Below are 22,532 nucleotides of genomic sequence, written 5' to 3'. Positions count from 1 at the left end.
TGATTTCTTATTTTTGACTTTAATTGTGGAATTTTCAGCAAGAGGGCGCAGCCATACCCGAGCCCAAACACCTCAAGCGTAAAAGATAGAAACCACATATCCCCTTATTTGGATGATCAAGCCATTGGGGCCTCACCTCGGTCAAAAGCTGCTTTGCGCAATTCCGCCAAATCCACCGGATTTGAACCAGTTCTTAAGGTCCTTGGAGATAGGGTCTTGTGTCCGTTAAAGGGGGCTATTGTGGCCGTGGGTGTTGAAAATCGGGCGCTGGATCGGGTCATCTAGTCACGAAATCGCCGTTTTCGCCCGCTATAAAAACCGGAATCCCTCAAAACCGGTGTTCTTGGGCACTGGATGGCAGACAACTTTGAACCTAGAGTAACGTCGAAATAAAAAAGGTTTTCATGTATGTGCACGCTTTGTAGCGCCAGTCAGAACTTTGATCCCAATCGTCATTTGGACTCAGAACCGGTTTTTGCGGCACTCAGAGAGGGCAATGATGCAGCAGGGGGCGTCAATACCCGGTACGAGATGTCTGTCGGGGACAGTTTTACCGGGACGATCAACTCTGACTCCGACACTGACTGGATCGAGATCAGCCTGACCGCAGGTCAAAGCTATATCTTTACGGTAGAGGGCAGCCAAAGCGGATATGCGCTGGAGGACCCTTACCTTCAGATACAAGACGCAAACGGTGGCTATCTGGATTATAGTGACGATGTCAGCCCGGTTGCCAAAGAACCTTCCTTGACCTTTACGGCTGAGACCAGCGGCACTCACTATTTGTATGTGCGCGGCTATGGTGAAGACGATCAGGGCAGCTACCGGTTGACCAGCGAGGCCCACGCCCAGGCCTCCAGCGCCGATGGCGCGGGTACGATTGATGAAATGGCCACCTATTTGCTGTCAGGCTATTGGGGCTCGGAGCGCAGTTTTGACACATCGCGAAGCAATGAGCTGACAGTGAACCTCAATGGGTTGACCTCTGAGGGCAAGAAATTGGCCCGCTGGGCGCTTGAGGCTTGGGAAACCGTGGCCGATCTTGAGTTTGTGGAAACGTCTTCGGGCGGGGCGGATATCACGTTTGATGACAACAAAAGCGGGGCTTTTGCCGGATCGACCTATACTCTTGACGGGACCATCCTGAGCTCGACGGTAAACATCTCGAGCTCCTGGATTGGGCGTTATGGGTCCGGCGTGACCTCTTACACGATGTCGACTTATATCCATGAAATCGGCCACGCGCTGGGTCTGGGCCATCAAGGCAGCTATGACGGTGAAGCCAGCTACCCATATGACGCTACCTTTAGCAATGACAGCTACCAGCTGTCGGTGATGTCCTATTTTCAACAAGACGACAACACAACTGTCGACGCCAGTTATGCCGAACCCATGAGCGCGATGATGGTCGATGTCGTTGCCATTCAAGAGCATTACGGCGCGCCCGATGACAGTTCCAGCCCCACGGCAGGGGACACCACATGGGGCGAAAATGGAACTCTTGGCACCTATATGGACCGGTATCTGGCAGATGGGGCTTTGCCTTCGGACCCCATCACCATTACGATTTATGATGTCAGCGGCACCGACAGAATTGACTTCCGGTCGCAAGCCGATGCCATCAACTTCAACCTCAATGCCGAAAGTTTTTCTGACGTAGGTGGGCTGGTTGGTAATATCGGTATCGCCCGCAACACCACGATCGAGGATCTGATAACCGGCAGCGGTGATGACACTGTGACCGGCAACTGGGCTGCGAATACAATCACGACCCAAGGTGGTGATGATAGTGTTCTGGGCGAAAACGGTTGGGACCGGATTTGGCTGGGTGATGGGGCTGATACCGGTCGTGGCGGCAATGGCGATGACAAGATTGGCGGCATGAACGGTGCCGACCTTTTGATGGGCGATGCCGGCAATGATACGATTTGGGGCGGCGAGGACCGCGATGAAATCTATGGTGGTACAGAAAACGACCTGCTTTTGGGTGATGCCCATAATGACACGATTTATGGCGGTGACGGCGAAGATACCCTGCACGGCGGATCACACAATGACCGGCTTGAGGCCGGACAGGGCAATGACCTGATTTATGGCGATGCCGGCAGTGACGGTTTGTTGGGGGACGCGGGCTTCGACACAATCTATGGCGGTGACCACAATGACTGGCTTGATGGCGGCCGTTGGTCTGACACGCTGTATGGCGGCGAAGGCAATGACGGGCTGCTGGGTAACCATGGCCATGATATCATGAACGGCGAAGGCGGCGATGACAAAATCTGGTTTGGCATCGGCAATGACACCGCCACGGGCGGCGAGGGGGCGGATACCTTTAGCTTCTTCCGCTTCTCCGAAAACGACACGATTACCGACTTCAATGCGGCAGAGGGCGATCTGGTGCGGGTTCACAGCCGCATATGGACACTCGACGGGCTCACTTTGACCGAAGCGCAGATGTTGGACCGCTATGCATCGATTGATGGCAATGGAAATGTTGTTCTCAGCTTTGACACCGGCGATAGCCTGACCTTGCTTGGCGTGACGACGACGGATGGCTTGGGTGCCATTGTTGACATCATCTGACCAAGGCCAAACTGCCGTCCATTTGGTTCTGGATCGCCGGGGCCTGTCGGCCTTTTGGGCGGGCAACTTTTGCCAAAGGTCGCGCGCGCAGTGCCTCAGGTTATCCCGGAAACAGTGCTTTTTCCAACACGGATGACATGCATGGCCAGCGCCGCTGGCCGTCATGTTTCTTGGGCGTTGTCGTTCCGCGGTAAAATTCGCACTGGGTGCTGGACGCCCTTGGAGGTTTATGGTTTCAGTACGCAACTGTTCGGTATGCTAGGCGCGCCGGCTTGTAGTAATGGATCGACTGGGCAATGGAAAAATCAAACATGATGGGTAGTTTACAAGAGGCGCAACAGCTTTTGGTTGTGCTTCCTGAAGGCGAAAATACCTCTAGGGACATTTTCCAATTCCTTGAAGAGGCGTTGCCAGACTGCAAAATGACACGCCACGATGATTTTCTGCTGGCGGCCAAAGTTGAGCCGGCGACAACAGTCATTGCCCTAATGTTCGCGCCAATTGATTGTTTGGCAGTTAAACTGGCGGCAGGCCAAGCCCCGGATATTGCTTTAAACGAATGGCGCAGCCATGCCGAAGACATTTTGAAGGTCTTTCGTAAGGACCGGCGGCGCATTGCTGTTTTGGACTTTGGAGCGGTTGTTGCTGCACCGCAGGAGGCTTTGAATTTCCTGACAGAGCGGCTGGGTCTAAATCAGAAGATAAAGTCACCGGAAGCAGCGTCATTGACCTGGACAGCTCCCTCGGCACATTGGCGCATTCTCGCTTCGGCGCTGGTGGAAGCTGGGGCCGCTGATCTTGTGGATGAACTGGAAACGATGTTGCCGGCCTCCCAAAAAATTCGCCGCTTCTCGCTGTCTGCAATTGAGCAAGCGATTGAAGGGCATAATACAGATCAGGCAACAATTGGCCGGCAGCAGACCGAAATTGACGAACTGCGCGATAAAATCAAGATGTCGGATCAGGCGCAGCGTGCACATCAGGCTGTGCAAGCCGAGAGAAATTCTTTGCGCGGCGTGCTCCGAGATCTTTTCGATCAGTTGGAAACTGTGAGCCAGGAAAAGCAGATGTTGACGGTCTCACGAAAGGGATTGCAGCAAGATGCGGAACTGCATCGTGAACAGCAAAACTATCGGGAATCTGTGTTGGGGGCCGTTTTACTTGACCGTATGAACGCAGCCGAAGATGCCGCAGGAAGCCTGCGCGCTGAACGCGACAGGCAGTCTGAAGAGCTAGCCTCGGTGTATGCGTCACGCTCTTGGAAAGTCACCGGGCCTATGCGTGCCACACGTCGCCGCATTGATAAGACCTAACCGGCTATACGGGCTTGCCCAAACGTGGCGGGCCAAGATCCAAGCATCGCGCCGCGGGGAGCACAAATAACCGCAAATCGTGTAGGACAAAGTCGAAATCGCGCATGGGCAGGTTGAAGACCAAAGTATGGAACCCCGACGGGCCACATAGCGCGGAATCGCCGTGGACGGTGTGCAACAGCGTTTGCACAGCCCGGCTGCTTTGCCCTTGAAGCGGCTCTTGCAGGTAGGTGTCATTCATTCCGCTGCTTCGGGCGCTACGGATGAACAAAGGTAGGGTTTCCCCGGCGCAGCCTTCGAAATCCAGCACCAGGCCCAATATATCGCCAGCCTCAAGGCTGCCTTCGCGCAATGACAGGTTAAACGACAGCCAGCCGGGCTTTCGCTGCACGGTGACTTTTGCTGCGAACAGAACATCTTGCTTGGGCAACAGATCCAGAGTGACATCGCCGCCGTCCGCATCCCAGCTGAAATAAACGCCAGAGGCCAACGTGACCTCGGAATTTGTGTGTTTTGGATCATTGTCTAGCCGCATGTCCTGTACGGTCCGCGCTGTGTTCAGTTCGATGGGATGAGTCACGTGGGGCAAGTTCCTGTTGGCTGGTCGTATAAAATGTGCGCGATGGGCGCTTTGATATTTCTATGCCGTAAACCGGGTCTAATTGTCGAGAGGGCGGGGGGGATGGCTAGACGGTCCTTGTGCAGTGTGATCTTTAGGGCCAAATCAAAGGAGACTGGGCCGAGTGACTGTTGACCCTGCACCCAAGAGCAATAGCCTGTCTGTTTTGCGCGTGGATCGACCTGTTGATAATCTGCCTGATCTGTTCGGGGCGGCGGGGCAGACGGTCCTGTCAAAGATGCGCGTGACGATGTGGCGTTCGCGAGATGGGCTTGCGGCAAGGCTGCGAGCCGGGGCTGCTCCGGCGCAGGCTTTAGCCGATTGGGGATGTCAGACCACTTGGGATCTTGCCGCACTAGAGCCAGATCAGCCAGTGGTCTTGTTACCCGTCTTGGCGCAACAGCCGGAGGATAAAACCCTTGGAGCGCTGTCGTTTTTGTTTGCCGACGCGCTTTTGAACAGTGCCCCTGAATGGCACAGTCTGGCCCGCGCTTGGGATGAGAGGTTCGAAACATCATCGGATAGGGCCGGATCAGGGATTGAAACTGCGCAGGGGTTATCCTTAAGCATGATTGAGTTGGCACATGCGAACCTGACAGAATTGGCCGAGACTGCAGCAAAGGCACATCTGGAAACGGGGTTGGCGCGGGCAGGGAGGCAAGCGGAATATCGCACCAGAGTGCAAGCCGCGCAGATGGCCCAAGCCCGCGAGGCCGTTTTGGCAGCGGCACTTTTGGATAGAATGCGCGATCAGGGGTTTGATGACACCGGGGATGCGCAATGAGCCCTGCCTTTGCCGCCATCCCGCAGCTAGAAGCGGCACCCCGTCCGCGGTTGTTTCTTGAAGCGCAGCATGGGCTGTGCAACCGGTTGCGGGCCATGGCCTCGGGCGCAGCCATCGCCGAGGCCACAGGCCGGGAACTGGTGGTGATCTGGCGCCCCGATCATCATTGCCAATGCGATATCAGTGACCTTTTGGACTATCCGGGTCCGGTCATCACCGATGACACGGCAGATCTGTGTCGCCGCTTTTCTGACCGGGTTTATAATTATATGGAGATCGAGCCGGGAGCGGTTTTCGAAGAACCAGTCTTGGCGCAATCACCGGATCCGGCCGGAGATGTCTATGTGCGCAGCGCTTACACGCTGGTCAGTCCTCATGCGAATTTTGATGTGGAACAACGGTTTTTACGCGGTTTGATTGCCGCAGCGCCGGTACAAGATCTGGTCAATACGGTACGTCATCCCAATGATGTTGCCTTGCATATCCGCATGGCCACGGGTCCGGCGTTTGATCACCTTAGTTATGAATCCCCCGAAAACTGGCCCGAAGACCGCCATACAGAGATGCTGCACTGGCGCGCCAAAAGCCAGCCTGAGGTGTTTGAGGCCCGGCTTGATGCGCTGATCGCGACCGGAGAGATCGAAACCGTGTTTCTGGCCGCCGATTTGCCCGGCACCTATGACCGGTTTCAGGCGCGTTATGGCGACCGGGTGGCCTATCTGCCGCGCCAGTTATACGATCGATCGGCCCGTCAATTGCAATATGCACTGGCGGACTTGCTGCTTTTGACCGAAGCCAAGCGGCTTTTGGCCAGCAATTGGAGTTCGTTTTCCGATGTCGCTCAAAGATTGGCCTATCCTGGCCGCCCCGTTGAACAAAGTGGCAAAGATTTCTGACGCGGCTCCGGAATCGGGGCGATCACTGGGGAACGGAGCTAGGGGGTCTTATCAACGCTCGGGGAATACCCCAGAGCGGCGCAGAGCCGTTCATATGCGGGGCAGTTTTCTGCCTGACGTCTGATATTTTCGGGCACGTCTCGGCGGGGCCGAACCTCTATCTTATCCGAAGACCGGCCACTGTCTCCGGACATGTTCAAGAGCGGTAGAAAGATCTCTGTCCCCCCCTCAAAGGGAAGATCCAGTGTTTCGCAAATTTGCTGTAGAACCTGCTCGGGCGCGGCGATGAAATCTTCGTATCGGAAGGTTGGCACGTCGCTATAGTGGCTCAGAAACGTTTCATAGCGCTTTGCATACTCTTCCAGCGTAAAGGGCTGAAAATGATGCCAGCCATTCCCGCTCAGGGATAGGAAGGAATCCAACGGATGGCGCACCGTAGTGACGGATTTGACGTCGCCGATGTCTTGCAAAAGCTTGCGTAACGTCGGGCGTTGGTCTGATTGGGTGTGCGAGCAAAATTGCGAATGTGCGTGGTCGCGCAGGACAAGAGAGCCGCCACGTGCGCAAACTTCCGAGTGCAAGGCCTTCACCGACGCTTTGAAAACAACTGCGATAGCGTCCGGATCAATCGGCCGGGTGGCAAACCGCGCGGCATACAGAACATCCGTGGGTTGGAAGCGTGGCGCGGTCAATGCACCGAGAACCATTTGGTCTGGGCTGAGGGGATCAATTTCGCTCAGCAGTGTCACATTGGGCATTGTGGCCAATAGTTTGCTGATCAAAGTGCCGCCAGAGCAGGCAAAATGATGGATCGAACGTATTGGCTCCGGCTTTTGCGCTGCGAGGGCCTCACATTGCTGGAGCAGACTTGGCAGCGAAAGAAGATCGGTGGCTTCTCCGGCATAGTCCTTGATTAGATCTTCAGTATTTTCGAGTGTGCGGAGCAGGTCTTGGACCGATGAGGAGCCTGTCATGCACCTTCCCCTGCAGGCTGCTTCGGGGTGTTCCGAGGCGCGCTGCCTGCTTCGATTTTTTCGGCATCCTCTGAAAGCAGGCTTTCCAGTGCAATGGAAACATTCTGTGTGCCGTCCTGCGATGGCGTCAGCTCTCGCAATTGCTCCATGGCCTGACGCAGGCGCGGGGCCAGCTTTCCCAACAGCTCTTGCTGTGTTTGCCGTATCTTTTCAGCGTCATGGAATTTGACCTGCAAGGCGCGCAGATCCGACTGCACCATCACTTGACTGCGCAGGGCTAGCTCCAGATTGGACTGGGCTTTTTGTGCGGCCGCTTGGGCAGTGGTTTGGGTCTCGGTAAGTTCGGCTTGCAATGTCTGGATTTGCGCACCGCGTTCCTTAGCCATCTGTTCCGTACTGGCCAGAGCGGTTTGGTTTTCGGCAAGTTGGGTTTGTAACGTTTGGACCTGCTCGCCGTGGTCCTCAGCCATCTGTGCGGTGCTGGTCAGCGCGGCTTGGGTTTCGGCAAGTTGGGTTTGTAATGTCTGGATTTGCTCGCCGCGTTCCTCAGCCATCTGTGCTGAGCTGGCCAAAGTGGTTTGGCTATCGGCAAGTTGGGTTTGCAATGTCTGGATTTGCGCGCTGCGTTCCTCAGCCATCTGTGCTGAGCCGGCCAAAGTGGTTTGGCTATCGACCAGTTGGGTTTGCAATGCTTCGATCTGATCGTCGCGCGTCGCAATCATTTCCCGTGTTTGGGAAATTGTCTCCTGAACGTCGGTCAGAACAGATCTAAGCGATCTGAGCTCGCGCGCTCTGCGATCCTTTCTGAAATCTTGAAGAATCCAATCGGCATCACCGGTGTCGGAGCGCTCCAGAACGAAATCCAGATTTTCTGCCCGGGCTGTCAAAGTCGCAGCGTCGGACCCGAGATCGAACATGGGCTCTACGCTGCTGCGTAGATAAAGCTGCTCCATCGTGTCAAAAGCGGGGGACGCTTCCAGCGCGTCCAGTATCGGTAACTCGGAACCGTAAGCCTGCACCCAAACGCTGCGCACCGGTGCAAGATCCTTGCAACGTTCCAAAACCTCGGCAGGGGTCAGCACCTGCACAGTTTGGGTGCTTCGAACCCGCAGCCCCGGCATCAGTGCGTGCAGTTGTGGGGAAGGGGGATGGATGCTGTGTAACCCGGGAAAATTATATAGGTGCAGCTGTTCAGTGCCATTTTGTTTTGACACCGCTGCCCGGACAAGCTGTACATCCGGGTTGCCTCTAAAGTGGTCTTCTAGCTCAATAAAGAGGCGCTGTTCGGCCTGGACAACCAGCGTGTTTTGAAATTGCTTGGTTTGGGCTATGAATTGAAGGTCCTTCAGAGACGCTCCGATCGCAACAAGAGTTCCATGTTGTGCGTCCGGTGAGTGTTCAAACATGAATAATTCCTAATTTGTTCTCAACTTCAGCGTTTCCCGCCAAGCCCTAGTGCTTTTACGCAGCTGGCGAAATTCCTACAAGCCGCCCTAGAACGGGGCAAAGGCCCTTAGAGGAAATCGCGCCCGATCGTTATCCCATCTAGGCGGCCAATCGCGAGTGTGTGGTGGCCGGACTGTCTTGAAGTTACCCAAGCGCCATTTTTTTGAGTGTTTCACCGCTTTTAGAGGTAGAGACCCTTGTTTGATTGTCATTCACCTGTACCCCCAAGGGCGTGGTCATCCAAGTACTTTTGCCAATCTTGCGCTACTATTGGTTTCGGTATACTAGGTCCGGAAATGCTTGTGTTACCCCTACCAAGGGCATCATTTTTCGTAAGAAAATAGGCGAAGAACATCGGGTTCTTGAGGGATTTTGGCGCTCAGTCGCTCTCAAAAGTTACCTGCGACAGATTAAACTAAGTGACAGATACACAAATGGTGATGGCATTGGAAAACGTTTTGTATGCTGATATCCAAGGGCAACTTCTAGGCTTATATTTGCGGGTATCCTCAGGCGCGGTTGACACGCTGGAAGAGATTGAAAGCAGTCTCGCTCCGATGACGCAACAGGCCGTCGGTTCGGAAAAGCTGGAAGGACTGCTGGGGCGATACAAAGAGCTGATTTTATTAGCTTATGGATCATCACCCGCAGGATTGGAGTACAAGGCCGGCGCGGTTTTGAAACCGCCGCAGCCTCAGGTAAAATTGCCCATTGTGGTGACGTCGGTTAACCCGTTCAAGCGGACCGAAATGCAAAAGCTTTGTTTTGACAAGTGGAGTGCATTGGGTTTTGAAATCTATACTGTAAACCACCACTCCGAGGTGGGCGCGCTCAAAGCCTTGGGCATCCTTGATCATCAAATAATTGAAATTGATGATGAACAAACGGGCCTGGCTTTGCACGGCAAACCGATGCCGCGAATTTTGTCTGTGATTGAATTGTGTGCAGTACGTTTTGACCGGGGTCTTTTGTTGGTCAATTCCGACCTTTACCCAGCTGTAAACGATACTGTTTTTCTGGAAACCTGGCAAAATGTGGCCCCTGCTGTTGGGCTGACCCGTCAGGATGTTCAGAAGCTGGACTATTTTGTTCCGGCGTCTTCCGCGCCATACCGCCAAGGTCTGGACGCGTTTTATCTGGGATATGATGCACTGCATGATGTGCTCGCGGCGGCCCGGCTCTACAAGGCGAGCGAGCGGATGTGCTTTGGCATTGTTGGCTGGGACTTTTTCATGGGAGCCCTTCTCAAGACCTCGTTCAAAGGAACATTTTTGGACAGTGGTTTTTTACTGCATGAAAAACATCAGCAAACATATTCTGATGTTGAAGAATTCGCGCATTACCTCACTGCTATGCAAGCCATGGGGTTTGGTATCGGCAAAGATCACATTCTGGCCGCGTCTGAAATGCACAGCAATATCGTGGCGACCTGTAGTGAAAACATGGCCCACTGCCTGCCCGCGGATCTGGCGGCGCGGCCCCACGATCGGCCCTTGCCCGAGATCTGCGAAGCGGTTTTCCGGCAGCTTGAGACGCGCGCGCCCACAATAATTCACGTGCTTGGTCGGGATAAGGTTCTGGGGCTCTTGTCCTTTGTGCACGAGCGTCCCGATCTGGACATATCAAATGTTCTCGAAGAGTTACCGCCCAGTGAAATGCTCCGGGCGTTCGGCCACGTGCTACTGATTTTGGTTATGTTTATTCAACTCCGGTCAGAGGGCAGCTCCAATCTGACCTCAACTTATCCAGCTGGAAATATGCATGCCGAGGCCGTGCGCATTATTCGCAAAAATACAACCGAGGATTGGCCGATGCGCCGGTTCGAAATCGCAAAGCTGTTCGCGATTGAACTGTCGACCTATGAGGTGTTCAACCATAAATTGATGGATTTTCTGGCCCTGTCTTGTGAAAACGAGAGCGAGCGGGCATTAGTCACTTTAGTCAAAGAATTTGTTACAGGGGAGCTCAAGAATGCTGCTTAGTCCTAAGAGCCCAAGTGCTATCCTTCCATGGGAAACCGACTTCGTTTTGGACAAAGCAGAAGCCGATCTTCCGGGCGTTTCTATTGTTATTCCGATCTATAATTCTGGGGCCTTTTTGGAAAAGACCCTCCGAAGCTTGATGTGCAACGATCTGAGCGGTGTCGAATTGATCCTCATGGATGGTGGAAGCACGGATGACACGGCTGACATCGTCGAGCACTACCGCGAGATTTTCAGCACAGTGGTGATGGAGAAGGACAAAGGTCAGTCCGATGCCATCAACAAGGGGTATGAACACGCGACGCAGCCCATCCTGTATTGGCTCAATGGTGATGATATTATTTTGCCAAATGTGTTGGTGCAGGTGCGGCGTGCCTATCGGGATAACCCGGACATACACGTCGTGGTGGGTGACGCATTTATGACCGAGATTGACTTCAAACCGATCCGGCACTTTCAATTCTCGGATGAAAAACTGACGTTTGAATATCTTCTTGATTACGCAGCCCATCACTTGATCCAGCCCAGTGTGTTTTTCAGGCGGGAGGCTTGGGCGGCGTCGGGTCCATGTAAGGTGCACATGCACTATGCCATGGATGCGGATCTTTTCCTTGGGATGGCATCGAAATTCAAATTTCTGCACATCCCTGTCGACATCGCCTACAGCGTATACCACGAGGCCTGTAAGACCCGCGAAAAACGGGCTGAATCGATCACCGAGTTGGCGCTTGTACAAGCTGCACATGGCGGGATGAAAGAATCCCGCGCCACATTGGATATTTTGGTCCAGCTCTTTAATGAGCTGTCCGAAAAAGAGGATACGGCCCCTTCGTCAAGCTTGGCGGAGACACTCTCCGGACGGAAACTGGCTGCGCTGCAGGCCGAGGTTGCGCGCAACCGGGAGCTTTTGCTTGAGCAAGACATCGAGGCCACCGCATGACCATGGCAAAGAGAATTGCCATTATGTCGAGCGCTGGTGGCGGTGGTGCGGGGATCGCGGCGCGGCGGATGGCGGATGCGATCAATGCATCGGGTGAAAACACTGCGGATTTCATTGATATTGCCGTTCTCGGAGAGGCGGTTTCAAACTCGATCAGCATTGCGGACAGTGTGTCGAACCACACAATCAGTGACACGCATTTTACGGTCGAAAACCCTGGCTACAATCGGGGTTGGCTGGTGGACATGTTGGCCGAATACGACTTGGTCAATGTCCATTGGGCCAGTTTTCTCATAAATAACAGCGAACTTCTGGAACTCGCGATGCGCAGGCAGCCGATGCTGTTTATGATGCATGACTTTTACTATGTCACTGGCGGGTGCCACTATCCGGCCACCTGCACGCAGCTTGGAACAGGATGTCTGGCCTGTCCGCAGGTCGACACTGCACGGTGTTCTCAGCATATAATTGCCGAGAACTATCAGATGAAGAAGTCGATTTTTGCGCAACCGAATGTGCATTTGGCAGCCCCGAGCGCATTTGTCCGCGACACAGCAGTGCAAAGCGGTATCATCAGCGCAGACCGTGCGCATGTCCTGCGCAATGCCTATCAGCCGTCACATGATTTTGACGGGACCCGTGCTTTTGACAAGCGCATTCTGCTGATTGCGGACAGCCTGTATGAAGGCCGTAAAAACATGCGCTTCGCCCTGGAGGTTTTGGCCAAACTGACTCAGATGGGTGAACGGTTTATGGTTGATGTCGTCGGCACTGCAGCGCCCGAGATGAAAGCCTTTCTTGCGGCGACCGGGGTTCGGCATGTCTTTCACGGGCGCATCACAGACCATGACGCATTGGCATCCATCATGAGTAAAACCAACGTCATGATCACAGCGTCCTTGGAAGACAACTGGCCAAACATCCTGGTCGAGGCTGGCAGCTACGGCTGTATGCCCGTTGTGGGCCCGGGTCATGGATGCGAAGAGTTTGTACGGGCTTTCGACTATGGAAAAGTTGCAACGGACTATACCGTAACCAGCTTTATGACGGCGACTTTGGACGCTTTAAATGATAGGTCTCCCGAACACCGAAACAGAGCCGTCGAAGATATCCGCGCCGCACATGCGCCTTCCGCTGCATGCTCCAGTTACTTTTCTATCCTAGAAGACATACCAGTAAAGTAGCGTCCCACAAAGTTGGCCCCACGATTACGGCTGACACTTATCCCACGAATATCCTATGGAAAGCTGAATTGATGACAAAGTACTACCTTGACCTACCTGTGCTAGATCGAACAAGTGCGGTTTCATCTTATACGTTTTCTTCAGCGGATATTATGTCGGCCTCTGGTGTCAACATTGGCAACTTTGCTTTCCGTCATGCGCTGCGCTTTATCATCAAAGACCTGCTGTCATACACGGTCACGCGGTATCCGGCCTATCTGAACGCTGCGCGTGAAAACAAAGTGGACAGCGTTATTGTTTCTTGTGCCAACTGGTTGGGCACTTCGGATGCGGATGAGGCGGCTAACTTTAATCGCGCCGCGGCTTTTGAAGCAACAGATGCCTCGACTGTATGCTTTGGTTTGGGTGTCCAAGCCCAAAGCGGCGTGAGCTTTGCGAATTTGGGCCCCAACACCCAGCGCTTGGCCAAAGTTCTGGCAGAGCGGTGCAATCTTTTGAGTGTTCGGGACGAAACAACCCAGAACACGTTGGAAAAATTTGGCATCACCAATACGGTTGTGACCGGATGCCCATCCAATTTCATTAACGGCAACCCCGATCTCGGGATGAATATCTCTGCAACAGCACAAGAGCTGTTGGGTCGGGTTCAATCCTGGCAAGGGGTCCGCGCCGCGATTTGTGAGTTTTCGGGCGGGAACCCTGCTTCTGGACGCGTTTTGCAGGCAAAGCTGCGCCTGCTTGAAACATCACCTGCGTTCTACATTGTTCAATCGCCCACCTTGTTGCCATTTACGATGCGCGAAACACGCGAGATCCCGGCTTCATATCTGAAGAACAATCCTTTCGGCGAGTCTGTCGAACGGTTGCGGAGGGTCTTGCGGTCCAAGGTCATTTACTTTTCGTCGATTGAATCCTGGATGGATTTCGCGCGCACGTGCGATCTGTCCTACGGGATGCGCATCCACGGCAACATGGTGCCGCTTCAGGCCGGTGTTCCTTCTGTTCTTATCAGCCATGACTCCCGCACGTCAGGCCTTGCAAACATCATGGGTATTCCGCAGGTGTCGGCCGAAGATTTCGCAGATAATCATGCAAAGTCGCCTTTGGGTATTCTCGAGATCATCGCCGAGAAGATGCAAGACTACGACAAAAAACGGCGCGGCCTTGCAAACGTCATGTGTGACTACCTGCAAGCCAATGAGATTGAAGCCCATCCTTCGATCCTTGGTGTCGCTGGACGATAATTTAATTTGCTACGCGGGTTTAGAAAAGCTGTTCACCAAACCCCTTCTCCAAAAGTATCATAGGGTACAAGACATATGAAAAAAGCACTCATTACTGGTATAACAGGTCAAGACGGTTCCTATTTGGCTGAGTTTTTGTTGGCCAAAGGCTATGAAGTGCATGGCATCAAGCGCCGGGCCTCTTCGTTCAATACCCAGCGTGTGGATCACATTTACGAAGATCCACACACGGACAATGCCAACTTCAAGCTGCATTACGGCGATTTGACGGACAGCTCGAACCTGACGCGGATCATCTCCGAAGTGCAGCCCGACGAGGTGTATAACCTTGGCGCGCAAAGCCATGTTGCGGTCAGTTTTGAAGCGCCTGAATACACGGCTGATGTCGACGCCATGGGCACCTTGCGCCTGCTCGAAGCGATCCGGTTTCTGGGCCTTGAGAAAAAGACCCGTTTCTATCAGGCCTCGACCTCGGAGCTTTATGGTTTGGTGCAGGAAATCCCGCAGCGTGAAACCACCCCGTTCCACCCGCGCAGCCCCTATGCGGTGGCGAAAATGTACGCCTATTGGATCACGGTGAACTACCGCGAAGCCTATGGCATGTATGCTTGCAACGGCATTTTGTTTAACCACGAAAGCCCGCGCCGCGGCGAAACCTTTGTGACCCGCAAAATCACCCGCGGTTTGGCCAATATTGCCCAAGGTCTCGAAGAGTGTCTGTACATGGGCAACATCGATGCGCTGCGCGATTGGGGCCATGCCAAAGACTATGTGCGCATGCAGTGGATGATGCTGCAACAGGATGTGGCCGAGGATTTTGTCATCGCCACCGGCGTTCAATATAGCGTGCGCGAATTCATCACTTGGTCGGCGCGTGAACTGGGCGTCGAGCTGGAGTTCACCGGCACCGGTGTTGATGAGATCGCAACCGTGGCCAGCGTCACCGGTGACAATGCCCCGTCGCTGAAGGTTGGCGATGTGGTCTTGCGCATCGATCCGCGCTATTTCCGCCCGGCCGAGGTGGAAACCCTGCTTGGCGACCCTACAAAGGCCAAAGAGGTCTTGGGCTGGGTGCCGGAAATCACCACGCAAGAGATGTGCGCCGAAATGGTCCGCGACGATCTCAAAGCCGCCAAACGCCACGCCTTGCTAAAAGCGCACGACATGGATCTGCCGGTCAGCGTCGAAAACGGGTAGAGCGTAAAAGGCGTGAAACCGTATCCGTGGTGCGCGAAATTAGAGAAAAGTAGGACACATGAAAAAACGAGGTCTATCAAATTTGTGGGGCAAATCGCTTGCAGACCTGCAGGATACTTTGGTCAAGGTTCCTCGTAACATCGTTTGTGCAGCGGATACTGATATTGTTATCGAAGGGTTCCCGCGCAGCGGGAACACTTTCACAATCGATATGTTGTCTATTCTGCAAGAAGGGTCAGACAAACGGTTGAAAATCGCGCACCATACGCATGTGATAGAAAACATCTTGATCGGGCGTAAACTCGACCGGCCGATTATTGCACTGATCCGCCGTCCGGAAGATGCAATTCTGTCTTATACGATTTTCTCTGGGAAATCGGTTGAGTTTTCAGCGCAGCGCTATTTCAACTTTTACAATGCAATCCTGCACATGGATCCGGTGCCGACCATTGTGGATTTTTCGACCGTTGTTGGTGATTTCAATAAGGTTGTTGAGTTGGTGAACACCGCGACGGGGGCTTCAATTCCCCTGTCGTCCGATCTCAAGGCGGATGGTGTGCGGGCCCATGCCCTTGCGGAAGGGCGCGCGCGTGGAACACATGGCGATTCCTATGCCCTGCGTATTGGCGCGCCCAATAAAGATCGGGAAAAAGTCAAACTGGAACGTCGGGCTTCCATTGCTGGATTTTTAGCGGACCACACCGAGGTCCAAGATTTATATGATCGTGTAGCGGCCCAAGCCATTTAAAATAGGTGAAACGCATGAAAATTTATATAGCAGGTCATCGCGGCATGGTTGGGGGTGCGATTTTGCGCCGGCTTGAAGCCCGCAAAGCTGCGGGCGAGGCGATCACAATGATCACCCGCACCTCATCAGAGCTGGACCTGACCAATCAGGTGGCTGTGGCTGACTTCATGCAGGCCGAAAAGCCCGATCAGGTCATTCTGGCCGCTGCCAAAGTGGGCGGCATTATGGCCAATAACACCTATCCGGCCCAGTTCATCTATGAAAACCTGATGATTGAATGCAATGTCATCCATCAGGCCTATGCGGCGGATGTTCAACGCCTGTTGCAACTGGGTTCATCGTGTATTTATCCCAAGGCCGTGCCACAGCCGATGCGCGAAGACGCATTGTTGACCGGCACACTTGAGGCGACAAATGAACCCTATGCCGTGGCCAAAATCGCAGGGATCAAACTGTGCGAGAGTTATAACCGCCAGTATGGCGTTGATTATCGGTCGGTTATGCCGACAAACTTGTATGGGCCGGGTGATAATTTCCATCCCGAAAACTCCCATGTTCTGCCTGCGCTGATTCGCCGGTTCCACGAAGCGGCCCGCGATGGTCTGGAAGATGTGATGATCTGGGGATCTGGCAATCCGCGCCGCGAATTCCTGCATGTCGATGACATGGCTGAGGCAAGCCTGTTTGTGGCCGATCTGCCCAAGGACATCTATGCTGCCAATACCCAAGAAATGCTGAGCCATATCAATGTTGGTTCAGGCACGGATATTTCGATCTTGGAATTGGCACAGTTGGTGGCGCAGGTCACCGGTTTCAAAGGCACCATTAGCACCGACCCGAGCAAGCCGGATGGTACGATGAAAAAGCTCATGGATGTGGGGCGTTTGGCCGATATGGGGTGGAGGGCCTCGATCGGACTAGAGACCGGCGTTGAGGAGACGTATCAGTGGTTTTTAAAGCAAGATAGCAGCGATTTGCGTTCAGCCTGAGTGCGGTATGCGGCGGGATGGTTGGAATGATGGAAGAACTCTATTCTAGTTACAAAACCCGTTTTGCCAGTTATGTCGCGCAGATGAGTAACCCGATCAATTTAGAACTTCCAAGCCTGCCCGGTGAGGCCGGTAAATTAATTCAAGAGGTATCGCGATGATTACTCCCCTTCTTTTATGCGGTGGTTCCGGCACGCGCCTTTGGCCGTTGTCGCGCAAAAGTTATCCCAAACAATTCACCCAGCTAACTGGCGACGACAGCCTGTTCCAAGCATCAGCCAAGCGTTTGGCTGGCGACGGATTTGCCGCGCCAATTGTGGTCACCGGATCTGATTTCCGCTTTATCGTGACCGAACAACTGGCCGCTGTGGAACTGGGCGCGGCCGCAACGCTGATCGAACCCGAAGGGCGCAACACGGCACCGGCAATTTTGGCCGGCGCCCTGATGCTTGAGGCGCAAAGCCCTGGCGCGTTGATGCTGGTGGCCCCGTCCGATCACGTCATCCCCGATGCCGCACAATTCCGCGATACGGTGCAGGCGGCAACCGCAGCCGCGCAGGCCGGCCAGTTGGTCACATTCGGCATTCGTCCCGACCGCGCCGAGACCGGCTATGGCTGGCTTGAGATGTCGCAAGCCGCGACCGGTGATTTCGCACCGGTGCCGCAGCCCCTGCAAGCCTTTGTTGAAAAACCCGACAGCGCCACGGCTCAGGTCATGTTGGACGGCGGGCAACATCTGTGGAATGCGGGCATTTTCTTGTTCTCGACCACGGCGATTTTGGCCGCATTCGAAGCCTTTGCCCCGGACATGCTGGCAGCCGTTCGGGCCGCGGTCGAGGGTGCCGAGAGCGACCTTGGCTTTACCCGTCTGGCACCCGCGCCTTGGGGGCAAGCAGATGACATCTCGATTGATTATGCGGTGATGGAGAAAGCCGACAATCTGACCGTTGTGCCCTTTGGCGGCAGCTGGTCCGATTTAGGCGGTTGGGATGCGGTTTGGCGTGAAGCCGGACCAGACGCTGAGGGTGTTGTGACCTCCGGGCCGGCCACGTCGATTGAATGCCGTAACACGATGTTGCGCGCTGAGGCCGAACATCAGGAACTGGTTGGCATTGGTCTGGAAGATGTGATCGCAGTGGCCATGCCGGATGCGGTTCTTGTTGCGCATAAAGATCGCGCGCAAGACGTGAAAAAAGCCGTTGCCGCGCTGAAGGCGAAGGGGGCTGTGCAGGCCGAAACCCTGCCGCGCGATTACCGCCCTTGGGGTTGGTTCGAAAGCCTCGTGGTTGGATCGCGTTTTCAGGTGAAGCGTATCCATGTGCACCCTGGTGCAGCGCTGTCCTTACAAAGCCATCATCACCGGTCCGAACACTGGATTGTGGTTGAGGGCACCGCCAAGGTCACTGTGGACACGGACGTCAAGCTCGTGACGGAAAATCAATCGGTCTATATCCCATTGGGTGCAGTGCACCGTATGGAAAACCCCGGCAAAGTACCGATGGTGCTGATCGAAGTGCAAACGGGATCCTATTTGGGCGAAGACGACATCATCCGCTATGAGGATGTCTATTCGCGCGGTCAGGGTGCCAAGGGCTAAATAGCTTTCAAAAGAGAGGCAGCGTCGATTTGCGCCGCCTCTCTCTTTTCTATGTCCCTGCTAAGACAGGGCCGCGCGGGCTTCGCGGCGCGCTTTGGCGATGTCTTCGGGCACGGGGGAGCCGGTCTCGACCTGACGAATGACATACCAGTCGGTGGCTTTCAGACAGATGCGAGCCTCGTCGAGGCGACGGGCTTTGGCATCTGCCCCAACCGGGATGGCGCGGGAAAAATCAATATTGCTCATGTTCAGGTCTCCAATGCAGGGGCGGCGGGCAGGGCGACCAGCCCATCACATGTCAAGCCAATCGGTTGCGGAGATCGCTGCGCGTGGGGGGCATTGGCCCCATGTGGTAAAAGCACTGTCAGCTCAAGCACACCGCCGCGCCGCGACACCGGCCCGACAAACCACGGCGATGCCACGGCCTGCGCTGGCAGGCTTTGACCCTCAGCCAGAGGGCTGAAATCAAAAGCCTCGCCATTGGCGATCAAAATGTCACCCTGACGTTCCAAAATCAGGGTGTCGTTGCTGCGTATTGGTGAAAAATGCAGCGTCATCATATTCTCAGCCCTTTGCATCAAAACCAACGGCCATAGGCGATAACATGGGCGTTGGGCGAGACGGCCTCGGAACCCGAGGCCGCAACCCATGAGCGCACATCAACTGTGCTTGCGGTTTGGTCGGAAACCGAAATCAGCCGCGCCGCACCAGAAATATTTGCACTGGCCACCACCGCGACATCGTCCGAGGCAAACACAGCGGGAAAGGTCCAGACGGCGGCCGCATTGGAAACGGTCGAAAAGTCGGAATACCAACACACCTGCGTCCCATCAGCAAAACGGGTGTAATGGCCATTGGCATTGCTGGCGGATTCGATCACCGCGCCGGTGGGCGTTCCACCTGATTGGGACACCGTGCCGATCAGATTTTCGGGGCCATAGGTGTGATCAACCCGTGCGAGGCGCCCCGGGGTGGTGTCGCTGGCGCTTTGTTGAACCGCCGCACCTGTCGCGATCCCAGTTGCCGGATCAAAGGCAAGGGCTGTGGTCCAGGCACTGCCATCGGCGCTGGTTTTAATCGCAAACCCGTCGCTGCCCGAGGTGCCCATTTCCGCCCGACCAGACCAATCGGTTTGAAACAAGAGGCTGGCGGTATCGCCGCTGGCGGCTTTGTTGATCTTTACCTGATGGCCGGCACCATCATGGCTTAGCAAGCTGGCGTCAGAGGCGACGGCCAAGCGGTTCACGGCGTCATGTGCCGTGTTCACACCAAGGCCGTCCAGATGATCCAGATCGGGCGGCGCGGTACGATCCCAGCTGCTGCCGGTCCAACGCATCACTGCACCACTGGTTTTATCAAGCGCCAGATACCCCTCTTGCGGGGGGACAAAGACCCAGGCAGTGCCGTCCCAAGCGGCCAGTGTGCCTTCGGGCTGGCTGATCCAGCCGCCTGTGGCAGCGGCCCCCAGGGCCCAAATCTGGCCTGCTGTGGGCAGGGGCGGCGGCGCATTGACGCCAAAGCCTTCGACCGCGAGTTGAACCAACAGATCCAAGCGGGCAAGGGCTTCGTTGTGGGTGACGTGTTTTTGCGCCTGAGCGGGCAAAAGATAGGGCAGCGACAAGCGCGCCGAAGTATCGGGCATGGACGGGGCCTCCGGTCAAATTGGGTGATCGCCAATTTTGACCGAAACTCTTGCCAATCTCCGAACCCGCCGTTCGGTGCCCTGCTTGACGCGGGTTTACTTCGGGCCTTTTAGGCGGGGGTGAACCCCGCGGCCGCATCCAAGGCTTCGCGAATGGTGACATCCATATCAAGGTAGCGATAGGTGCCGAGCCGCCCAAGGAAGGTTACGCCGGTTTCTGCCGCTGCCAAGGCTTCATATTCTGACAGCAAGGCTTTGTCGTTGAGCAGGCGGATCGGATAATAGGGGGTATCCTCGACGCCGCAGGCACGGGGCGTTTCGCGGTATAGCACGCTGGCCTCATGGGTTTCCCAAGGGGCAAAATGTTTGTGCTCGGTGATACGGGTATAGGGTAGGTCGCGGTCCGGATAGTTCATGACTGCGCAGCCTTGGTAATCGCCTTGTACCGTAAAGCGGTCAAAATCCAGCGTGCGGTAACCCAGACGCCCCAATTTGGCGTCAAAATATCCATCCAGCGGCCCGGTCCAGATCAGATGATCTGCCTTGGCCGCCGCCTGCGCCGTATAAGGCGTGTTCAGATGTACATCGATGCCGGGATGATCCAGAATCGCCGCCACCATCGGTGTATAGCCCTGTTCGGGCATACCTTGGAACGGATGGGCAAAATAGTTGTCGTTATAATCAAACCGCATCGGCAGGCGTTTGAGGATCGCCGCGGGCAAATCCGCTGGTGAGCAGCCCCATTGCTTTTCGGTATATCCGGCCAAAAACGCCTCATAGAGCGCCGGGCCCACCATGCGCAGCGCTTGCTCCTCAAAGCTTTGCGGATCGGTGATCTCGCGGCGCGCTTGGGTGTCTTCGATAAAGGCCCGCGCCTGAGCCGGGTCAAAGGTTTTGCCAAAGAACTGGTTGATGGTGTGCAGATTGATCGGCAGCGTATAGACTTGGCCTTGCGCCGTGGCGCGCACCTGATGGCGATAGGGGACAAAACGGGCAAACTTTGTCACATAATCCCAAACACCCGCGTCGCCGGTGTGAAAGATGTGCGGACCGTAAACATGCACCAGAACGCCGGTGTCAGGGCAGCGTTCGGTATGGCAATTGCCCGCAATATGCGACCGGCTTTCGAGCACGGTGATGTGATGTCCGGCTTGGGCCAACTGGCGGGCCATGACAGCACCAGACAGACCGGCACCAACAATAAGTATCTTCATTATAACTGATCCGCCTGCCCATTTTTGTCGCTATTCTAGGCGCAGGTACGGGCAGGGACAACCTATGCCTTTCACCTTGAGCGGGTCCTCGCAGTTAGGGATGCCAGACTGGAAAAGGACCTGCGTAAACCGGACCGACATCCGGCCCCCCCAGCAGGCAAGGAATGACACCGGCTTTGATGTAAATTCTCTCGAAGAGACCACGTTTTGCCCGATTTTGATCCGGTTGCAGCCCCGCCGTTTGGGCAATTTCAGCTTCGAACACTTTGGAGATGAAACATGTTCTCGCAGATAGCATCCATATTCAGCAGCTTGTGGCGGCGCGGCCCTGTGGACGACACTTTGCCAGCCGAGCCAACTCCTCATTTTGTGGATCTTTTGGCACCCGTTACCGTAAGCGTTGAAGACCCTCTCCAATATTCCGAAGCCGCCTATGCGCCGCCCGACCTGTTTTCTGATCAGGCCTCTCGTGTTCAGATTTTGCCAGCTGCGCCGGGGGTCACCCTTGTGGGCGGCAACAGTCACAGCCTGCTTCAGGGGGCCAATTTGCCGGATACCATCGAAGGCAATCAGGGCAATGACACGCTAAATGGCGGCGGTGGCGGCGACCATCTGTTTGGCAACGGCGGCAATGATTTGCTCCAAGGTCAGGGGGGACATGACGAAATCTGGGGCGGAGACGGCCACGACACGCATATCGGTGGCACCGGAGATGATCTTATGGGCGGCGGCGCAGGCAATGACCTGTTGCAAGGCGATGACGGCGATGACGAGATCTGGGGGTCCTCAGGTCTGGATGTCCTGTGGGGCGGTACCGGCGACGACACTTTGGGCGGCGGCGGCGATGCCGACACGTTGAACGGCGAGGCCGGAGAAGACCTGATCTGGGGCGGCGGCGGCAATGACGTTATGAACGGCGGCGCGGAAAATGACATGATGGGGGGCTATTCGGGTCATGATAGCCTGTATGGCAACACAGGTGACGATGGTATGTGGGGCGGATCGGGCAACGATCTGGGCTATGGCGGCGCGGGCAATGACACCTTTGGCGGTCAGGACGGCAATGACACGTATTATGGCGGGGTTGGCAACGACTCGGGCAATGGCGGGGCCGGGGATGATGTTCTCTTCGGCGAGGACGGCAATGACTCTTTGCGCGCAGAAACCGGAGCTGATGCGC

Annotated in this window: 21 protein-coding genes; 14 read left to right on the top strand and 7 right to left on the bottom strand. The window is 55.2% G+C overall.

From position 1 onward, the window contains the following. Positions 1-408 precede the first annotated feature (408 nt). Positions 409-2,583: a M10 family metallopeptidase C-terminal domain-containing protein gene (locus C8N36_RS21900; protein WP_110768015.1), complete on the top strand. Its 2,175-nt coding sequence runs from the start codon at positions 409-411 to the stop codon at positions 2,581-2,583. Positions 2,584-2,894: 311 nt separating this feature from the next. Further along, a complete protein-coding gene (locus tag C8N36_RS21895) occupies positions 2,895-3,896 on the top strand; it encodes a hypothetical protein (protein ID WP_146227689.1) in 1,002 nt (333 codons plus the stop codon). Between the two features lie 4 nt (positions 3,897-3,900). Here the strand turns inward: C8N36_RS21895 and C8N36_RS21890 are convergent, their stop codons facing one another. Beyond that, positions 3,901-4,476, bottom strand: a complete 576-nt coding sequence (locus tag C8N36_RS21890; protein ID WP_110768011.1) for a hypothetical protein — start codon at positions 4,474-4,476, stop codon at positions 3,901-3,903. 163 nt (positions 4,477-4,639) lie between these two features. Here C8N36_RS21890 and C8N36_RS21885 point away from each other — a divergent pair, with 163 nt between their 5' ends. After that, entirely contained in the window at positions 4,640-5,299 is a 660-nt protein-coding gene (locus C8N36_RS21885; RefSeq protein WP_110768009.1) for a hypothetical protein, read from the top strand. Continuing rightward, entirely contained in the window at positions 5,296-6,195 is a 900-nt protein-coding gene (locus C8N36_RS21880; RefSeq protein WP_110768006.1) for an O-fucosyltransferase family protein, read from the top strand. Before C8N36_RS21885 ends, C8N36_RS21880 begins: the two co-directional genes overlap by 4 nt. A gap of 38 nt (positions 6,196-6,233) precedes the next feature. Here C8N36_RS21880 and C8N36_RS21875 read toward each other — a convergent pair whose 3' ends face one another. Together C8N36_RS21875 and C8N36_RS21870 are read right to left on the bottom strand one after the other, a co-directional pair. Beyond that, positions 6,234-7,169, bottom strand: coding sequence for a sulfotransferase (locus C8N36_RS21875; RefSeq protein WP_110768004.1), 936 nt, complete (start codon positions 7,167-7,169; stop codon positions 6,234-6,236). Beyond that, positions 7,166-8,575, bottom strand: coding sequence for a coiled-coil domain-containing protein (locus C8N36_RS21870; protein WP_110768002.1), 1,410 nt, complete (start codon positions 8,573-8,575; stop codon positions 7,166-7,168). Before C8N36_RS21870 ends, C8N36_RS21875 begins: the two co-directional genes overlap by 4 nt. Before the next feature lie 459 nt (positions 8,576-9,034). Here C8N36_RS21870 and C8N36_RS21865 point away from each other — a divergent pair, with 459 nt between their 5' ends. The 9 genes from C8N36_RS21865 to C8N36_RS21830 all read left to right on the top strand — a co-directional run bounded on the left by C8N36_RS21865 (position 9,035) and on the right by C8N36_RS21830 (position 18,496). Next, positions 9,035-10,597 carry a hypothetical protein gene (locus tag C8N36_RS21865; protein ID WP_146227687.1) on the top strand — a complete coding sequence of 521 codons (1,563 nt, stop codon included), beginning with the start codon at positions 9,035-9,037 and terminating at the stop codon, positions 10,595-10,597. Beyond that, a complete protein-coding gene (locus tag C8N36_RS21860; RefSeq protein ID WP_110767998.1) occupies positions 10,587-11,537 on the top strand; it encodes a glycosyltransferase in 951 nt (316 codons plus the stop codon). Before C8N36_RS21865 ends, C8N36_RS21860 begins: the two co-directional genes overlap by 11 nt. Continuing rightward, positions 11,534-12,721 (top strand): glycosyltransferase, encoded by a 1,188-nt coding sequence (locus C8N36_RS21855; protein ID WP_110767996.1) that lies wholly within the window; start codon positions 11,534-11,536, stop codon positions 12,719-12,721. The genes C8N36_RS21860 and C8N36_RS21855 overlap by 4 nt, the downstream gene beginning before the upstream one ends. A gap of 71 nt (positions 12,722-12,792) precedes the next feature. Beyond that, positions 12,793-13,965 (top strand): polysaccharide pyruvyl transferase family protein, encoded by a 1,173-nt coding sequence (locus C8N36_RS21850; RefSeq protein ID WP_170125950.1) that lies wholly within the window; start codon positions 12,793-12,795, stop codon positions 13,963-13,965. A gap of 75 nt (positions 13,966-14,040) precedes the next feature. Next, entirely contained in the window at positions 14,041-15,162 is a 1,122-nt protein-coding gene (gene gmd / locus C8N36_RS21845) for a GDP-mannose 4,6-dehydratase (protein WP_110767992.1), read from the top strand. Between the two features lie 58 nt (positions 15,163-15,220). Next, positions 15,221-15,910 (top strand): hypothetical protein, encoded by a 690-nt coding sequence (locus C8N36_RS21840; RefSeq protein WP_110767990.1) that lies wholly within the window; start codon positions 15,221-15,223, stop codon positions 15,908-15,910. Positions 15,911-15,924: 14 nt separating this feature from the next. Continuing rightward, positions 15,925-16,899, top strand: a complete 975-nt coding sequence (gene fcl, locus C8N36_RS21835; RefSeq protein WP_110767988.1) for a GDP-L-fucose synthase — start codon at positions 15,925-15,927, stop codon at positions 16,897-16,899. 26 nt (positions 16,900-16,925) lie between these two features. Beyond that, positions 16,926-17,060 (top strand): hypothetical protein, encoded by a 135-nt coding sequence (locus C8N36_RS24715; protein WP_281269720.1) that lies wholly within the window; start codon positions 16,926-16,928, stop codon positions 17,058-17,060. After that, positions 17,057-18,496, top strand: coding sequence for a mannose-1-phosphate guanylyltransferase/mannose-6-phosphate isomerase (locus C8N36_RS21830; RefSeq protein ID WP_110767985.1), 1,440 nt, complete (start codon positions 17,057-17,059; stop codon positions 18,494-18,496). The genes C8N36_RS24715 and C8N36_RS21830 overlap by 4 nt, the downstream gene beginning before the upstream one ends. A 60-nt stretch (positions 18,497-18,556) precedes the next feature. Here C8N36_RS21830 and C8N36_RS21825 read toward each other — a convergent pair whose 3' ends face one another. The 4 genes from C8N36_RS21825 to glf form a co-directional block, all read right to left on the bottom strand. Further along, a complete protein-coding gene (locus C8N36_RS21825) occupies positions 18,557-18,742 on the bottom strand; it encodes a hypothetical protein (RefSeq protein WP_110767983.1) in 186 nt (61 codons plus the stop codon). 2 nt (positions 18,743-18,744) lie between these two features. Further along, positions 18,745-19,056, bottom strand: a complete 312-nt coding sequence (locus C8N36_RS21820; protein ID WP_245911025.1) for a hypothetical protein — start codon at positions 19,054-19,056, stop codon at positions 18,745-18,747. A gap of 17 nt (positions 19,057-19,073) precedes the next feature. Continuing rightward, positions 19,074-20,138 carry a DUF2793 domain-containing protein gene (locus C8N36_RS21815; RefSeq protein WP_110767981.1) on the bottom strand — a complete coding sequence of 355 codons (1,065 nt, stop codon included), beginning with the start codon at positions 20,136-20,138 and terminating at the stop codon, positions 19,074-19,076. Positions 20,139-20,248: 110 nt separating this feature from the next. Beyond that, on the bottom strand, positions 20,249-21,352 hold the full coding sequence (gene glf / locus C8N36_RS21810; protein WP_110767979.1) for a UDP-galactopyranose mutase: 1,104 nt from the start codon (positions 21,350-21,352) through the stop codon (positions 20,249-20,251). Between the two features lie 279 nt (positions 21,353-21,631). On the opposite strand from glf, the gene C8N36_RS21805 reads away from it, so the two are divergent. Further along, positions 21,632-22,532 (top strand): calcium-binding protein (locus C8N36_RS21805; protein WP_281269719.1); only part of this gene is annotated, 901 nt, incomplete at its 3' end.

Origin of the sequence: Pelagimonas varians (assembly GCF_003208435.1) — a bacterium.
Lineage (GTDB): Bacteria > Pseudomonadota > Alphaproteobacteria > Rhodobacterales > Rhodobacteraceae > Pelagimonas > Pelagimonas varians.
This window is presented reverse-complemented; position numbering and strand designations above follow the sequence as displayed.

What these genes read in the sequence shown, in the direction of transcription:
- C8N36_RS21900 (WP_110768015.1), top strand. Translation starts at nt 409, where the DNA reads ATGTGCACGCTTTGTAGCGCCAGTCAGAACTTTGATCCCAATCGTCAT.
- C8N36_RS21895 (WP_146227689.1), top strand. Translation starts at nt 2,895, where the DNA reads ATGATGGGTAGTTTACAAGAGGCGCAACAGCTTTTGGTTGTGCTTCCT.
- C8N36_RS21880 (WP_110768006.1), top strand. Translation starts at nt 5,296, where the DNA reads ATGAGCCCTGCCTTTGCCGCCATCCCGCAGCTAGAAGCGGCACCCCGT.
- C8N36_RS21875 (WP_110768004.1), bottom strand. Translation starts at nt 7,169, where the DNA reads ATGACAGGCTCCTCATCGGTCCAAGACCTGCTCCGCACACTCGAAAAT.
- C8N36_RS21870 (WP_110768002.1), bottom strand. Translation starts at nt 8,575, where the DNA reads ATGTTTGAACACTCACCGGACGCACAACATGGAACTCTTGTTGCGATC.
- C8N36_RS21860 (WP_110767998.1), top strand. Translation starts at nt 10,587, where the DNA reads ATGCTGCTTAGTCCTAAGAGCCCAAGTGCTATCCTTCCATGGGAAACC.
- C8N36_RS21855 (WP_110767996.1), top strand. Translation starts at nt 11,534, where the DNA reads ATGACCATGGCAAAGAGAATTGCCATTATGTCGAGCGCTGGTGGCGGT.
- C8N36_RS21850 (WP_170125950.1), top strand. Translation starts at nt 12,793, where the DNA reads ATGACAAAGTACTACCTTGACCTACCTGTGCTAGATCGAACAAGTGCG.
- gmd (WP_110767992.1), top strand. Translation starts at nt 14,041, where the DNA reads ATGAAAAAAGCACTCATTACTGGTATAACAGGTCAAGACGGTTCCTAT.
- C8N36_RS21840 (WP_110767990.1), top strand. Translation starts at nt 15,221, where the DNA reads ATGAAAAAACGAGGTCTATCAAATTTGTGGGGCAAATCGCTTGCAGAC.
- fcl (WP_110767988.1), top strand. Translation starts at nt 15,925, where the DNA reads ATGAAAATTTATATAGCAGGTCATCGCGGCATGGTTGGGGGTGCGATT.
- C8N36_RS24715 (WP_281269720.1), top strand. Translation starts at nt 16,926, where the DNA reads ATGATGGAAGAACTCTATTCTAGTTACAAAACCCGTTTTGCCAGTTAT.
- C8N36_RS21830 (WP_110767985.1), top strand. Translation starts at nt 17,057, where the DNA reads ATGATTACTCCCCTTCTTTTATGCGGTGGTTCCGGCACGCGCCTTTGG.
- C8N36_RS21825 (WP_110767983.1), bottom strand. Translation starts at nt 18,742, where the DNA reads ATGAGCAATATTGATTTTTCCCGCGCCATCCCGGTTGGGGCAGATGCC.
- C8N36_RS21820 (WP_245911025.1), bottom strand. Translation starts at nt 19,056, where the DNA reads ATGATGACGCTGCATTTTTCACCAATACGCAGCAACGACACCCTGATT.
- C8N36_RS21815 (WP_110767981.1), bottom strand. Translation starts at nt 20,138, where the DNA reads ATGCCCGATACTTCGGCGCGCTTGTCGCTGCCCTATCTTTTGCCCGCT.
- glf (WP_110767979.1), bottom strand. Translation starts at nt 21,352, where the DNA reads ATGAAGATACTTATTGTTGGTGCCGGTCTGTCTGGTGCTGTCATGGCC.